Genomic DNA, 15,511 nt, shown 5'->3' on the forward strand with positions numbered 1-15,511 from the left:
AGCGCCGGACGAGCGCCCCCCGCAAGCCGGTTGGCGCTCTGCGCGGGCCGAGCTGTGGCGAAACGTCTCGCTTGCTCCCGCTTCTCGCCCAATGCGACAAAGGTCGGCGGCGCAGGCGCGACGAGGGGAGCAGCACGTGGGCGGGACCACTCTGGTGAAGGAGGGGCGGGCCGGCGCGCCCGTCCGGACCGCGGCCGAAGGGCCTCCGCCGCCGGCCGCCCCGGGGACCGAGGGCGCGTACGAGCGCGCACACCAAGGGCTCAGCCCGCTCCGGGTGCGGATGGTCTTCTGCGGTCTGATGCTCACCCTGCTGCTCGCGGCGCTCGACCAGATGATCGTCGCCACCGCCCTGCCGAAGATCGTCGGTGAGCTGCACGGCCTGGACAAGATGTCCTGGGCGGTCACCTCGTACCTCCTCGCCTCGACCGTCGCCCTGCCCGTTTACGGAAAGCTGGGCGACCTCTTCGGCCGCAAGAGCGTCTTCCAGTTCGCGATCGTCGTCTTCGTCATCGGCTCCGCGCTCGCCGGCTGGTCCCGGACCATGGACCAGCTGATCGCCTTCCGCGCTGTCCAGGGCATCGGCGGCGGCGGGCTCATGATCGGCGTCCAGGCGATCATGGCCGACATCGTCCCGCCCCGGGAGCGCGGCCGGTTCATGGGACTGATCGGCGCGGCCTTCGGGCTCGCGTCGGTGGCCGGACCGCTGCTCGGCGGCTTCTTCACCGACCACGCCTCCTGGCGCTGGTGCTTCTACATCAACATCCCCTTCGGCCTGGTCACCCTGGCCGTCATCGCCGTCGTACTGAAGCTCCCGAAACCGGCCGCCCGGGCCCGCCTCGATGTGGTGGGCGCGGTGCTGATGGCCGCCGCCTCCACCTGCCTGGTCCTGCTGACCAGCTGGGGCGGTACGGAGTACGACTGGGACTCGCGCGTCATCCTCGGGCTCGGCGCCGGAGCCCTGGGAGCCACTCTCCTCTTCGTGGTCGTCGAGCACTACGCGCCCGAACCGATCATCCCGCTGCGGCTGTTCCGGGACTCGGTCTTCAACATCACCGCTCTCGTGGGAGCGGTGGTCGGTGTGGCGCTGTTCGGCGCCGCCAGCTACCTGCCGACCTTCCTGCAGATGGTGGACGGCGCGAGCGCCACCGAGTCCGGGCTGCTGATGCTGCCCATGATGGGCGGCATCGTCCTCGCCTCCGTCGTGTCCGGACAGCTGATCAGCAAGACCGGCCGCTACAAGGTGTATCCGATCGCCGGCAGCGTGGTCGCGGCCGTCGGCATGTGGCTGCTCTCGCAGCTGGAGAGCGGTACCCCCCGTCTTGAGTACAGCGTCTGGATGGCGGTGGTGGGCGCCGGGATCGGCCTGGTGATGCCGGTGCTCGTCCTCGCCGTCCAGAACTCCGTCGACCCGGCCGACCTTGGCACGGCCACCAGCGCCAACAACTACTTCCGGCAGATCGGCGGCAGCGTCGGCGCCGCGGTCTTCGGCACGCTCTTCGCCGACCGGCTCACCGACGCACTCGCGGAGCGACTGCCGTCGGGCGCGGATCTGCCGTCCCCCGAGTCGATCACCCCGCAGATGGTCCACGCCATGGAGCCGGCCCTGCGTGACGGCTACGTCCAGGCCTACGCAGACGCCATGCCGCGGATCTTCCTCTACCTCGTGCCGGTGCTCGTCCTCGGCCTTCTGCTCGCCTTCTTCCTCAAGGAGAAACCGCTGGTGTCCCACAACGCCCCGACCGCCGAGCCCACTTCCATCCCGCACGCGCGCGCCGGCCGCGGCCCGGACCCCGGCAGCAGCTCCGGACACGGCGCCGCGAACGGCTCCGGCTACTCCTCGGGCGTGCCCGTCAGCGGCACGGTGCAGCACCACGACGGCAGTTCGGTGCCGCGCGCCGCCCTCACCCTCATCGACGTCTCAGGCCGGCAGATCGGCCGCGGCGCCAGCGGCGAGGACGGGAGGTACGCCCTGAGCGTGCCCGGCTCCGGCTCGTACGTGCTGATCGCGGCGGCCGGCGGGCACCAGCCGCAGGCGGTCAGCGTCACGGTGGGCGAGCGGCCGGTCGACCTCGACGTGGTGCTCGGCGGGGCCGGCCGGCTCGCCGGATCGGTGGTCACGGCGGACGGCACGCCCGTCAGGGACGCCGCCGTCACCCTCACCGACGTACGCGGCGACGTCGTCGCCTCGACCCGCAGCGGGCGCGAAGGCGGTTACGTGATGACGGAACTGGTGGCGGGGGAGTACACCCTGGCCGCGAGCGCCCCCGCCTTCCGCCCCGCCGCGCTCCCCGTGAGCGTCCAGTCCTCCCGGGAGACCCGGCAGGACATCGAGCTGGCGGGCGGGGCCGTGCTTCGCGGCACGGTGCGGGCGAGCGGGGGTCGGCCGGTCGAGGACGCCCGGGTCACCCTGCTCGATGCCGCCGGCAACGTCGTCGACACGCTGACCACGGGAGCGGACGGGGCGTTCCGTTTCGTCGACCTCTCGTCCGGCGAATACACGGTGATCGCGGCGGGCTATCCTCCCGTGGCCACCGTGCTCCAGGTGGCGGGTGGTGGGCGCACCGAACGCGATCTCCAGCTGGGCCACGAGGACTGACCGGTATTCGGTTCCCGTACGAGTGGCTGATCCCGCACGCGGGCGCACCACCTATTCGTGCGATGCCCGGCGGGCGGTGCGCGCGGGGCCGTACCGTGGTGGGAGCAGCCGCAGATCTTGCGGCGGGGAAGGAGCCTTCCACCCATGGACAGGGGCATTCCGACGGGCCTGCCGCAGCAGCGCGACCAGGCCGGCCGGATTCCGCTTGCTGTGGTCGTCGTGGACGGCGACGGCCTGGTCTCGCACTGGAGCACAGGTGCGCGGCGGTTGTTCGGCCGTTCCAAGGAGGAGGCGGTTGGGCAGCCCGCCGTCGAGCTGCTCCCGGTGTCGGGGCCCCTCAACGAGGCGGCCGAGGCGGCAGTGGTGGCCGGCACCGGTCAGGACAGGGCCCGGGGAGCGTACGAACCGTACGACTCCGCCGACGAGTTCGGGCCGGAACTCGAAGCCTCACTGGGCGGCCGCACCTCCTACCCCGCGGCCGGCCGGGCCCGGCTCTCCGAGCCGGGGCGGCGCCGGATCGACGTCCTGTGGTGGGCGTACCCGCTGATCGGCCCGGGCTCCGGGCGGTTACTGGTACTGGCCGCGGACGCCGACCGCCTGCACCAGGCGGAGGAGTTCGACGGCGAGTCCATGGAGCGCATCGCGCCCGGATTCGCGCTCCACACCGAGTTCCCCGGCTTCGGCGAACTCGCCCGGCGGCTCCCCGAGATCCTGCCGAGCATGAGTGTCGGTGAGAGCTCACGCATCGTCTCGCAGATTCTCGAACTCGGTTATCCGGTCCTGGAGTTCAGCCAGCACGATCGGGTGCCGGTCACCCCCGACTGGGGTGTGCCGAGGAGGGCCGAACGCCGGGCGCGCCGGCGCCTCGCCGTCGAGGCCGCCGAGGCGGGGCGCGAGTTCGAAGCCGCCGACCTCGAACAGGACCTCGAGTACGCGGCCGTACGCGAGCGCCTGGAATTCCTCAACGAGGTCAGCGGCCGCATCGGCTCCTCGCTCGACCTCGCGCGTACGATCCAGGAAGTCAGCGCAGCGGTCGTACCGCGGTTCACCGACGTCGCGGGCACCTACCTGCGCGAACAGGTCATCGCGGGTGAGGGCTTCCCCGACGGGCCGCCGGACGCCACCACCCTGTGGCACCGGGTCGCCGTCGAGCATGTCGACGAACCGGGACGCTGGGACGACGTGGTGCCGGTCGGCGAGTCCATGCCCTTCCCGGTGCACACCCCGTTCTTCCAGTGCATGACGACGGGCGAGCCGGTTCTCGTGCCGCGCATCAGCGAGCAGATGGGCAACGCCATCGCCTCGCAGTTCGAGAAGCGCGACATCCGGCCGCTGATCAACAACCGCTCGATGCTGGTCGTGCCGCTCAAGGCACGCAACGTGGTGCTGGGGTTCATGATCCTGCTGCGCCACGCAGAACGCCCCGTCTTCAACGACATGGACCGGGTCACCGGCGCCGAACTGGCCGCCCGCGCCGGTCTCGTCCTTGACAACGCGCGCATGTACACCTATCAGGAGAGCGTCGCCGAGACCCTTCAGGACAGCATGCTCCCGCAGGTCACCCCGCGGATGGCCGGCTGCGACACGGCGACCCGCTACCTGCCCGGCACGCTGCTCGGGCGGGTCGGCGGCGACTGGTTCGACTCGATCAAGCTGCCTGGCTCCCGCACCGCACTCGTGGTGGGTGACGTCATGGGCCACGGCCTCAACTCCGCGGCGATGATGGGTCAGTTGCGTACGGCCGTGCAGACCATGGCCGCGCTGGACCTGCCGCCCGCGCAGCTTCTGCGGAACCTCGACGACCTGGCGCAGCGGCTCGGTGAGCACTATCTGGCCACCTGCCTGTACGCGGTCTACGATCCCATCGCCGGCGAGCTGCAGATGGCCAACGCCGGTCACATCCCACCCGTGCTCGTCCAGGCCGAGGACGGCCGCAGCCGGCTGCTGGAGCTGCCGACCGGGGCGCCGATCGGGGTCGGTGGGGTGCCCTTCGAATCGTTACGGGTGCCCGTCGCGCCCGGCGACCGGCTGGTGATGTGCACCGACGGCCTCGTCGAGGTACGCGGCGAGGACATCGGCGTCGGGCTCGCGACCCTCTGCGAGTCGGCCGCCCATCCCGCCGCCTCGATGGACGACGCCTGCGACACCATCATCCGCGCGCTCAACACCCGCGGCGGCCGCAAGGACGACGTGGCGCTGCTGATGGCCCGCCTCACCGGAATCCCGCCCGAGGACGTGGCCCGGTTCCAGCTCGCCATCGACCCGCGCGAGGCGGGCAGGGCGCGCCGGCTGGTCGCTGCCCAGCTGGACGACTGGGGGCTGGAGGAGGTGGCCGAGACCGCGGCGATGCTGGCGGGCGAGGTCGTCACCAACGCCCTGCGCCATGCGCACAGCCGGCATGTGGAGCTGCGGCTGGTCCGCACCGCCACCCTGCTCTGCGAGGTGGAGGACGACGACCACACTCTGCCGACCCTGCTCAGCGCCGGACCCGAGGCGGAATCGGGGCGCGGGCTGCGCATCGTGAGCGCGCTGGCGCGGGAGTGGGGCACCAGCCGGACCGGCGCCGGCAAGACGGTGTGGTTCGAGCTCTCCCTTCCGCGAGTGCGGCGTACCGCCGGACGTACCACCGGACGTACCTCCGGCTCGAACGTGGGGTGAATGATTGCGCGGACGCCTTGTCCTCACCAATCCGGGCGCGGTAAACCGCTCTTGACGTCCTGTCATATCCTGGGGAGCTGTTCATGAGCGTGACGGATCGGTACAGGGGCGCCTGGGAAGGCTTCTGGCGCGAGGCGCCGGCCGCGCCGGGCTCGGTGTTCTGGGACGCCGAGCCGGCCCGCACCGCAGGCCCGCATCTCGCCCTCTTCGAACCTCACCTGGCGGATCCCGATCTGCCCCTGGTCGATCTCGGCTGCGGCAACGGCACCCAGACCCACTTCCTCGCCGAGCGTTTTCCGCGGGTGATCGGGGCCGATCTCTCGGCCGCCGCGATCACACACGCCCGGCGGACGGACGGTGCAAAGGGCCGTGGCCGGGCCTCCTTCCGGGAACTCGACGCGGTCGACAAGAGCGCCGTGCAGGAGCTGCACAACGAGACCGGCGACGCCAACGTGTATATGCGCGGAGTGCTGCACCAGTGCGAGCCGGCCGACCGGCAGCCACTGGCCGACTCCATCGCGACCCTGGTCGGCGAGCGGGGGCGGGCCTTCGTCGTGGAGCTGTCGCAGGCCGCGCGGCCGGTGCTGATCGGTCTGGCCCAGGGTCCGGAAGGCCCGCCGGCCAAGCTTCAGCCGGTCTTCGCGCACGGCATCGCCCCCGGCGAGGTGCTGGACGAGGAGGTTCCGCGGTTCTTCGGGGCAGCCGGCCTGGCCGTTCTGGCGAGCGGGACAGCGAACCTGGCGACCGCAGAGTACGCGCCGGACGGTTCGCGTATCGAACTGCCCTCGCACTGGCTGGTGGTGGGCCGTTCGGACTGACGGCTGCGGCCGGGGCCGGGCCCGGCAGGGGTGTCCCGGGGCCTTGTCCGTGTCCCCCGGCCGGCACAGCCCGCAGGGGTGGGCAGCGCAGGCGGCAGCGCGTAACGTTTTCGTGCATGAAGATCCTCATCTCTGCGGATATGGAGGGCGCCACCGGAGTGACCTGGCCTGCCGATGTACTGCCGGGCACACCGCAGTGGGAGCGCTGCCGCTCGCTGTTCAGCTCCGACGTGAACGCCGCCGTGCTCGGTTTCTTCGACGGCGGGGCCGACGAGGTGCTCATCAACGAGGCGCACTGGACCATGCGCAATCTGCTGCTGGAGCAGCTCGACGAGCGGGCCCGGATGCTCACCGGGCGCCACAAGTCGCTGTCCATGGTGGAGGGGGTCCAGCACGGCGACGTGCACGGTATCGCCTTCGTCGGCTATCACACCGGCGCGGGTACGGAAGGGGTGCTCGCCCACACCTACCTCGCCAACTCCATCACCGGCGTCTGGGTCAACGGCACCCGGGCGAGCGAGGGCCTGCTCAACTCCCATGTCGTCGCGGAGTACGGAGTGCCCGTGGTGCTCGTCACCGGCGACGACCTGACCTGCGAGGACGCCAAGGGCTATGCGCCGGGAGCGTGCGCGGTCGCGGTCAAGGACCATGTCTCGCGGTATGCGGCGGTGTGCCGGACCCCCGCCCGGACGGCCGCGGACATCAGAGCGGCGGCCAAGGAGGCGGCCGCGCTGGCGGTGCGCCACGATCCGGTGCGGGGCGGGCCGTTCACCGTGGAGCTGGAGTTCGACGCGGAGCACCTCTCCGACGCCGCGACCGTGGTGCCGGGCGTGGAGCGGACCGGTGAGCGGAGGGCCGCCTACACCAGCGGGACCATGTACGAGGGAATTCGCACCTTCAAAGCGGTCACGACGATCGTCTCGGCGGCGGTGGAGGAGCAGTATGGCTGACATGCAGCAGCCCATCGACGATGTCGCTCTCGACGAGGCGGTGCGGTTCACCTCCGAACTGATCCGCATCGACACCACCAACCGCGGCGGCGGGGACTGCCGCGAGCGTCCCGCCGCCGAGTACGTCGCCGAGCGGCTGGCCGGAGCCGGACTCGAACCGGTGCTTCTCGAGCGCACCCCCGGACGCACCAACGTGGTGGCCAGAATCGAGGGTTCGGACCCTTCCGCCGACGCGCTCCTCGTCCACGGACACCTCGACGTGGTGCCGGCCGAGCCCGCCGAATGGAGCGTGCATCCGTTCTCCGGGGAGGTCCGGGACGGGGTGGTGTGGGGCCGTGGCGCTGTCGACATGAAGAACATGGACGCGATGGTGCTCGCGACCGTACGAGCCTGGGCACGGGCGGGCGTGCGGCCCCGCCGGGACATCGTGATCGCGTACACCGCGGACGAGGAGGCCAGCGCGGCCGACGGTTCCGGTTTCCTCGCCGACCACCATCCCGGCCTCTTCGAAGGCTGTACGGAAGGCATCAGCGAATCCGGTGCCTTCACCTATCACGCCGGGCCGGGGATGGCGATCTACCCGATCGCCGCGGGGGAGCGCGGCACCGCCTGGCTGAAGCTCACCGCTCACGGCACGGCCGGGCACGGCTCCAAGGTCAACCGCGCCAACGCGGTGAGCCGGCTGGCCGGCGCCGTTGCCCGGATCGGTGAGCACGAGTGGCCGGTACGGCTTACCCCCACCGTGCGTGCCGCCCTGGCGGCGCTCGCCGCGCTGCACGGCATCGAGGACGATGCCGGCGCCCCGGACCTCGACGTGGACGGACTGCTGGCCAAACTGGGGCCGGCCGCGGCGCTGGTCGAGCCGACCGTGCGCAACAGCGCCAACCCGACGATGCTGGAAGCCGGTTACAAGATCAATGTGATCCCGGGCAGCGCCACCGCGTATGTCGACGGACGGCTGCTGCCCGGCGGCGAGGAGGAGTTCCGCACCACCCTGGACCGGCTCGCCGGACCGTACGTCGACTGGGAGTTCCTGCACCGGGAGGTCGCCCTCCAGGCGCCGGTCGACTCACCGACGTTCGCGAAGCTCCGCGCCGCCGTGGAGCGCTTCGACCCCGAGGGGCATGTCGTGCCCTACTGCATGCCGGGCGGCACGGACGCCAAGCAGTTCTCCCGGCTCGGCATCACCGGCTACGGCTTCTCCCCGCTCAAGCTGCCCGTGGGCTTCGATTACGCGGCACTCTTCCACGGTGTCGACGAGCGCGTCCCCGTCGCGGCCCTGCACTTCGGGGTCCGGGTGCTCGACCACTATCTGCAGTCCGCATAGGGGGAAGTGGCAGACATGGCGACCACCGGGCCGTACGGCAGCTGGCCCTCGCCGATCGACGCATCCCTCGCCGCCTCCCACGACGGCCGTCCGGACTGGGTCGGGATGGTCGGCGACGAGGTCTGGTGGACCGAGCCACGGCCGGCCGAGGGTGGCCGGAGGGCGCTGGTGCGCCGGCGCTCTCCGGACGGCGAAGAGGTGTCGGTGCTGCCGCCGCCGTGGAACGTGCGCAGCCGGGTCGTCGAGTACGGCGGGCAGCCCTGGGCGGGAGCGGAGCGTGCCGTGGGCGGACCGCTCGTGGTCTTTGTGAACTTCGCCGATCAGCGGCTCTACGCGTACGAGCCGGACGGCGCCGGAGATCCGCGGCCCCTGACGCCCCTCTCCCCGGTGGCCGGCGGCGGGCTGCGCTGGGCCGATCCGCAGCTGCGTCGGGACCGGGGCGAAGTGTGGTGTGTGCTGGAGGAGTTCACCGGCCCGGCGCCCACCGATGTGCGGCGGGTGATCGCGGCCGTACCGCTGGACGGCTCCGCCGCCGGGGACCGGGCGGCCGTACGCGAGCTGTCCGACGACCGGCACCGGTTCGTCACCGGCCCCCGGCTCTCCCCGGACGGCCGGCGAGTGGTGTGGATCGCCTGGGACCACCCGAGGATGCCGTGGGACGGCACCGAACTGAAGCTCGCCGAGGTCTCCGCCGACGGCACTTTCGGCGGAGTGCGCACGGTGCTCGGTGGCCCGGAGGAGTCCGTCGCCCAGGCCGACTGGGCAGCGGACGGGGCGCTGCTCGTCGCCACCGACCGTGGTGGCTGGTGGAATGTGCACCGGGTGGATCCGGCGACCGGCCGGGCCACCAACCTGTGCCCGCGCGAGGAGGAGTTCGGCGGTCCGCTCTGGACGATCGGGCCGCGCTGGTTCGCTCCGCTGCCAGGCGGGACCGTCGCCGTGCTCCACGGGCTGGGTTCCGCCGTGCTCGGGATACTTGATCCGGAGACCGGCGACCTGGTGGACGCGGCAGGGCCGTGGACCGCCTGGGAGCCGACGCTGGCCGTGCACGGCACACGGGTGGTGGGCGTCGCGGCGAGCCCGCGCAGCGCGTACGAAGTGGTCGAACTGGACACCTGTACCGGCCGGGCCCGGGTGGTCGGCGCGGCCCACGACGACCCGGTGGACCCGGCCAACTACCCCGAACCGCAGATCCGCACCTTCACCGGCCCGGCCGGCCGCGACATCAACGCGCATGTGTATCCGCCGCACAACCCGGACCACATCGCGCCCGCCGACGAACTGCCGCCCTATGTGGTGTGGGCCCACGGCGGGCCCACCGGCCACGCGCCGCTCGTTCTCGACCTGCAGATCGCCTATTTCACCTCGCGGGGCATCGGCGTCGCCGAGGTCAACTACGGCGGCTCCACCGGCTACGGCCGCGAGTACCGCAACCGGCTGCGGGAGCAGTGGGGTGTCGTCGATGTCGAGGACTGCGCGGCCGTCGCGCTCGCACTGGCCGCCGAAGGCACCGCGGACCCGGACCGGCTGGCGATCCGCGGGGGCAGCGCGGGCGGCTGGACGGCCGCCGTCTCCCTCGCCACCACCGGTGTCTACGCCTGCGGCACCATCATCTATCCGGTCCTGGACCTTGTCGGGTGGGCGAGCGGCGGGACCCACGACCTCGAGTCCCGGTATCTCGACACGCTCGTCGGCCCGCTCGACGAGTACCCGGCCCGCTACCGCGACCGCTCGCCCGTCGAGCGGCCGGACCGCATCACCGCACCCTTCGTCCTGCTCCAGGGGCTGGACGACGTGATCTGTCCGCCGGTGCAGGCCGAGCGCTTCCTCGCCCGCATGGAGGGGCGGGAGGTGCCGCACGCCTATCTCGCCTTCGAGGGCGAGGGACACGGCTTCCGCCGCGTCGAGACCATGGTCCGTGCGCTGGAGGCCGAACTCTCCCTTTACATCCAGACCTTCGGCATCACTCGCCCCGACATCCCGCTTCTGGAACTCGACAAATGACCCTCATGCCCCTGACTCGGCCGGCTCGCCTCAGGCCCGGGGCCAGGGTCGCCGTGGTGGCGACCAGCGGCCCGGTCCCCGGGGAGCGGCTCTCGGCCGGCCTGGACATCCTGCGCGGCTGGGACCTCGAACCCGTGGTCGGGGCACATGTGCTGGACCGTCACCACACCCTCGGCCATCTCGCCGGTACGGACGAGGACCGGGCCGGTGACTTCCAGCAGGCGTGGTGCGACCCGACCGTCTCGGCGGTCCTGTGCGCCCGCGGTGGGTACGGCGCACAGCGCATGGTGGACCTGCTCGACTGGGGCGCACTGCGTGCCGCCGGTCCGAAGATCCTCGTCGGATACAGCGATGTCACCACGCTGCACGAGGCGTTCGCCGTGAGGATGGGTTTGGCCACGCTGCACGGTCCGATGGTCACGGCTGCTGCGTTCGTCAAGGACGCCCCCACCCAGGAGCATCTGCGGGCCACGCTCTTCGAACCGGAGTCGGTGCGCACGCTCGGCCTGCCCACCGCCCGCCCGCTGGTGCCGGGCCGTGCCAGGGGAGTCACCCTCGGCGGCTGTGTCTGCATGCTCGCCGCCGATCTGGCCGCTCCGTACGCCAGGCAGGACCTCCGCGGCGGGCTGCTGATGATCGAGGACGTGGGCGAGGAGCCGTACCGTCTGGACCGCATGCTGACCCAACTGCTGCGCGCGGGATGGCTGGACGAAGTCTCCGGGATCGGTCTCGGCTCGTGGGCGGAGTGCGGCCTGTACGAGGAGGTGCGCGCGGTGCTGCTCGACCGGCTCGGCGGTCTCGGCGTGCCGGTGGCCGAGGAGATGGGCTTCGGCCACGGCGAGACCTCCCTGACCGTTCCGCTCGGGGTGGCCGGCGTTCTGGACAGTGAGGCGGGCACGCTCACCCTCGACACACCCGCGCTGGGCTGACCCTAGGTCAGCGTCATTGCCAGGACGGCCTGGTCGTCCTCGTCGGACTCCGCCGACCAGCGTTGGGAGTCATCCCTCACGAACGCCACGACATCCTCCGGATCCGGGGCTCGCCTCGTACACACGCAAACTCGCCGACCGGATCGAACACCACGTGCGGGCCGGGGACTTCCCGCTCGTCCTGGGCGGAGACTGCTCGATCCAGCTCGGCGCCTCACTCGCGCTGCGGCGCATCGGCCGGTACGGCCTCGCGTCCATCGACGGGTCCGCCGACTTCCGGCACCCCGGGAACTCCGACCGCGTCGGCGCCGCGGGAGGCGAGGAGCTGGCGCTCGCGACCGGCCGGGGCCAGTCCGACCTGGCCGACCTGGAGGGACTGAAGCCGTACCTGCGGGACGAGGACGTAAGGCTGTTCGGTATCCGCGACTACGACGAGGACCGGGCGGAGCTCGCCGAGCTGAAGATCCCGACGGCGACCGTGGGGGAGATCCGCGAGTGGGGTGCGGCCGACCTGGCGGGGGCCGTGCTGCAGAGCCTTGAGACGCCCGCCACCGATGGCTTCTGGGTGCATCTGGACGCCGACGTCCTGGACCCGAGCGTGATGCCGGCCGTCGACAGTCCGGATCCCGGCGGGCTGTCGCCCGACGAACTCGGCCCAGTACTGGCGGTCCTGGTGCGTTCGGAGCGCTGCGTGGGGCTCAACGTGACCATCTACGACCCGGATCTCGACCCCGACGGGACCGCGGGCAAGCTCCTCGCCGACCTCGTCGTGGGGGCCTTTGCGCAATCGTGACGAGGTCATCCCCTGGCCAGTCCGGTCACCGGCGTGTTCCATGGTCACCGGGGGTGCGCCGGACGGCGGCCCGCGCGAAGGATGCGAGGTTGCCTTGGCCACGACCGTGCGTCGCACCGTACTGACCCTGCCCGCCGCCCCGTTGGGACCCGAGAATCCGTTGCCCGCACTGCGTCCCCTCGACGAGATGCATGAGCTCGACGACAGGGCGCGTGAGGGTTTGCCGCGTGACATGGCGCGCCAGATCGGATACGAGCCGCTGCGCAGTGTCCTGCCGGTGCGGGTGCTGGACGGCTACGGACGCGAGCGCACGCCGACCGCGTTCGAGGCGGTCGTCATCGAGAACGACCGGCTGCGGGCCACCGTCGTGCCGGGACTCGGCGGCCGTGTCCACTCCCTGCACCACAAGCCCACCGGCCGCGAACTGCTCTACCGCAATCCGGTCTTCCAGCCCGCCGACTTCGCGCTCAACGGGGCCTGGTTCTCCGGAGGCGTCGAGTGGAACATCGGCGCCACCGGGCACACCACGCTCTCCTGCGCCCCTCTGCACGCGGCGCTCGTACCCGCCCCGGACGGCGGCGAGATGGTCCGGCTCTGGGAGTGGGAGCGGCTGCGCGACCTGCCCTTCCAGGTCGACCTGTGGCTGCCCGGGGACTCCGACTTCCTGTACGTCGGTGTGCGGATACGCAACCCGCACGAGCGGCCCGCGCCGGTGTACTGGTGGTCCAACATCGCGGTGGAGGAGGGGGCCCGGACCCGCGTCCTCGCGCCCGCCGAGGAGGCCTGGCACTTCGGGTACGAGCGCAGCCTGCGCCGGGTGCCGGTACCGGAGTGGGCCGGGGCGGACCGTACGTATCCGCTGCGCAGCGAGTACCCCGCCGACTACTTCTACGAGGTGCCGGACGGGTCCCGGCGGTGGATCGCCTCGCTCGACGGGGACGGGCACGGACTCGTCCAGACCTCGACCGACCTGCTGCGCGGCCGCAAGCTGTTCCTGTGGGGATCGGGGCGAGGCGGCCGGCGCTGGCAGCAGTGGCTGACCGAGCCGGGCACGCCCGGCTATGCCGAGATCCAGGCGGGCCTGGCCCGCACCCAGCTGGAGCATGTGAAGCTCGAGGCGGGCGGGGAATTCGCGTGGCTGGAGGCGTACGGGCCGCTGGCCGCGGACGCCGCGACCGTCCATGGCACGGACTGGGCGGCGGCCCGCGCCGAGGCGGAGGCACGCCTGGAGGCCGCGCTCCCGCGGGCGCGGGTCGACGCGGCGTACGAGAACTGGCGGCCGTACGCCGACAGTGAGCCGGGCCGGAGGCTGGCGACCGGGTCGGGCTGGGGCGCCCTCGAAGTGCTGCGCGCCGGTCACAACCTGCCCGGCACCCCCTTCGACGAGGCCGCACTCGGTGAACCGCAGGCGCCCTGGCTGGAGTTGTACCGCAGCGGCAGCTTCCCCGCTCCCCGGAAGGTGATCCCACCCGGGCCTTCGCTGGTCGCCCCGCACTGGCGCGACATGCTGGAGACCGCGCCGGCGGAACCGCTCACCGAGTACCACCTGGGCATCGCGCAGTGGCACGCGGGCGATCTGGCGCAGGCGGTGCGCAGCTGGGAGCGCGGCCTCGAACTGGCGCCGTCACTCTGGCCGTTGCTGCGCTGCCTCGCCGTGGCCGACCGGCACGCGGGCAACGTGCCGCGCGCTGCCGACCGTTACATGGAGGCCTTCGACGATCTCTGCCAGGAGCGCCGCGACGGCGAGGCATGGACGGCGGCGACGGCCGCGCTGGGCCGCGAGGCGATCGCGGCGCTCCTCGCGGCCGGCCGGCCCGCGGACGCGCGCTCCGTGTGGGACAGGCTGCACCCGGCCGTACAGCAGCGCGGCCGGTTCCGCCTGGTCGAGGCACAGCTCCTGCAGGCCGAGGGAGCCCCGGACGCAGCGCGGGCCGTCTTCGACGCCGGGTTCGAAGTGGCGGATCTGCGCGAGGGCGACGAGACACTGGGCGAGGTCTGGTCGGCCCTCACCCGGGACCCGCTGCCGGAGCCCTACGAGTACCGCATGCGCCCGCCGTCCTGACCGTCGGGTGACGCGGCCCGTGCCCCGGCCCCGCAAGTCGCGGGGCCGGGGCCGCCGGCATCGCGATCACCCGGCGGGCCTGACGCCCGGACCCCTCCCCACCCGCCCGACGGGTCAGCCTGCGCCCGCCGCGTTGCGGTCCACGTACTCGAAGACCGAGCCGTCCGGGTGCAGGGCGATCAGATTGCGGCCGACCGGGGTCGGTACCGGGCCGGCCACGATCGTCGCGCCCGACGCGGTGAGGACTCCGGCGGCTTCGCCGACGTCCTTCACCGCGATCGTCGCCGCCACCTTCCGCAGTACCTCGAGCTCCGACTCCGGCCCGCTCATCAGGAGGAAGCAGCCGACCGCGGCGACGGAGACGCCCCCGCGCTCGAACCGGAGCGCCGGGCTGCCGGTGAGCCGTTCGTAGAAGACCACCGAGGTCTCCAGGTCGTCGACGCAGACACGCAGCGTGGTTCCCAGGATTTCCATACCGGCGAGGGTAGTTGGCGATGCCGTCGGCCGTGATCGGTTACGTCGCCCGGCAGAGGATCTCGCCGTTGAGGACCGAGAACCAGCCGTCCTCCTGCGCGCCCCACTCCTGCCATGCCGCGGCGACCGCCGACAACTGCTCCGCCGTCGCGTGACCGCCGGCCACCGCGATCTCCGCATACGACGAGCTCGTGGTGCGGTCCGCCCACAGTCCGCTCCACCACGCGCGTTCGGCGGGGGTCGCGAAGCACCACGACGTGGCGGTGCAGGTGATGTCGGTGAAGCCGGCCAGCCGCGCCCAGGAGTGCAGTCTGCGCCCGGCGTCCGGCTCACCGCCGTTGGCGCGGGCCACCCGGTCGTACAGGGTCTGCCAGCCGTCCAGCGCAGGGACCCGGGGGAACCAGGTCATCGCCGCGTAGTCCGCGTCGCGCACCGCCACGATCCCGCCGGGGCGGCAGACACGGCGCATCTCGCGCAGCGCCTGCACCGGGTCGCCGACGTGCTGCAGGACCTGGTGGGCGTGCACGACGTCGAAGGAGTCGTCGGGGAAGTCCAGGGCGTGTACGTCGGCCACGCCGAACTCCACGTCCTGCACGCCGCGTTCCCCCGCGTACGCGCGCGCCTGGTCCACCACGTCCTGGGCGGCGTCGACCGCCGTCACCCGGCCCGGAGCGACCAGGGCGGCCAGGTCGGCGGTGATGGTGCCGGGTCCGCAGCCCACGTCCAGCACATCGAGGCCCGGCCGCAGTTCGCCGATCAGGTAGGCCGCGGAGTTGGCGGCGGTCCGCCAGCGGTGGGAGCGCAGCACCGACTCGTGGTGTCCGTGGGTGTAGACGGCGGTCTCTTTCGGCATGGCCGTACTCCTTCTCGCGTGCTCACCGGGTGTCGAAGCGATACGGA

General features: G+C 72.2%; 10 protein-coding genes and 1 pseudogene. 9 read left to right on the forward strand and 2 right to left on the reverse strand.

All coding sequences use genetic code 11. The features are described from left to right. The first annotated feature begins 136 nt into the window (after positions 1-136). The 9 genes and pseudogenes from AB0M62_RS10445 to AB0M62_RS10485 all read left to right on the forward strand — a co-directional run bounded on the left by AB0M62_RS10445 (position 137) and on the right by AB0M62_RS10485 (position 14,137). Entirely contained in the window at positions 137-2,596 is a 2,460-nt protein-coding gene (locus AB0M62_RS10445) for an MFS transporter (protein WP_366073724.1), read from the forward strand. Positions 2,597-2,740: 144 nt separating this feature from the next. Then, entirely contained in the window at positions 2,741-5,254 is a 2,514-nt protein-coding gene (locus AB0M62_RS10450) for a SpoIIE family protein phosphatase (RefSeq protein WP_366073725.1), read from the forward strand. 83 nt (positions 5,255-5,337) lie between these two features. Continuing rightward, the gene (locus tag AB0M62_RS10455; protein ID WP_366073726.1) at positions 5,338-6,072 is read left to right on the forward strand and encodes a methyltransferase domain-containing protein; all 735 of its coding nucleotides are present in this window, start codon (positions 5,338-5,340) and stop codon (positions 6,070-6,072) included. A gap of 116 nt (positions 6,073-6,188) precedes the next feature. After that, complete coding sequence (locus tag AB0M62_RS10460; protein WP_366073727.1) at positions 6,189-7,022, forward strand: M55 family metallopeptidase; 834 nt, start codon at positions 6,189-6,191, stop codon at positions 7,020-7,022. After that, a complete protein-coding gene (locus AB0M62_RS10465) occupies positions 7,015-8,349 on the forward strand; it encodes a M20/M25/M40 family metallo-hydrolase (RefSeq protein WP_366073728.1) in 1,335 nt (444 codons plus the stop codon). The genes AB0M62_RS10460 and AB0M62_RS10465 overlap by 8 nt, the downstream gene beginning before the upstream one ends. Positions 8,350-8,364: 15 nt before the next feature. Next, a complete protein-coding gene (locus AB0M62_RS10470) occupies positions 8,365-10,353 on the forward strand; it encodes a prolyl oligopeptidase family serine peptidase (protein ID WP_366073729.1) in 1,989 nt (662 codons plus the stop codon). Next, complete coding sequence (locus tag AB0M62_RS10475; RefSeq protein WP_366073730.1) at positions 10,350-11,282, forward strand: LD-carboxypeptidase; 933 nt, start codon at positions 10,350-10,352, stop codon at positions 11,280-11,282. Before AB0M62_RS10470 ends, AB0M62_RS10475 begins: the two co-directional genes overlap by 4 nt. A gap of 109 nt (positions 11,283-11,391) precedes the next feature. Further along, positions 11,392-12,075, forward strand: a pseudogene (locus tag AB0M62_RS10480) (arginase family protein); the annotation flags it as partial. Positions 12,076-12,169: 94 nt separating this feature from the next. Further along, positions 12,170-14,137: a DUF5107 domain-containing protein gene (locus AB0M62_RS10485; protein ID WP_366073731.1), complete on the forward strand. Its 1,968-nt coding sequence runs from the start codon at positions 12,170-12,172 to the stop codon at positions 14,135-14,137. Between the two features lie 114 nt (positions 14,138-14,251). Here the strand turns inward: AB0M62_RS10485 and AB0M62_RS10490 are convergent, their stop codons facing one another. Next, the gene (locus AB0M62_RS10490; RefSeq protein WP_366073732.1) at positions 14,252-14,611 is read right to left on the reverse strand and encodes a VOC family protein; all 360 of its coding nucleotides are present in this window, start codon (positions 14,609-14,611) and stop codon (positions 14,252-14,254) included. A gap of 40 nt (positions 14,612-14,651) precedes the next feature. Then, the gene (locus tag AB0M62_RS10495) at positions 14,652-15,464 is read right to left on the reverse strand and encodes a methyltransferase domain-containing protein (RefSeq protein ID WP_366073733.1); all 813 of its coding nucleotides are present in this window, start codon (positions 15,462-15,464) and stop codon (positions 14,652-14,654) included. Positions 15,465-15,511: the final 47 nt, after the last annotated feature.

Origin of the sequence: Streptomyces sp. NPDC051219 (genome assembly GCF_040682335.1) — a bacterium.
In the GTDB taxonomy this organism is placed as follows: domain Bacteria; phylum Actinomycetota; class Actinomycetes; order Streptomycetales; family Streptomycetaceae; genus Streptomyces.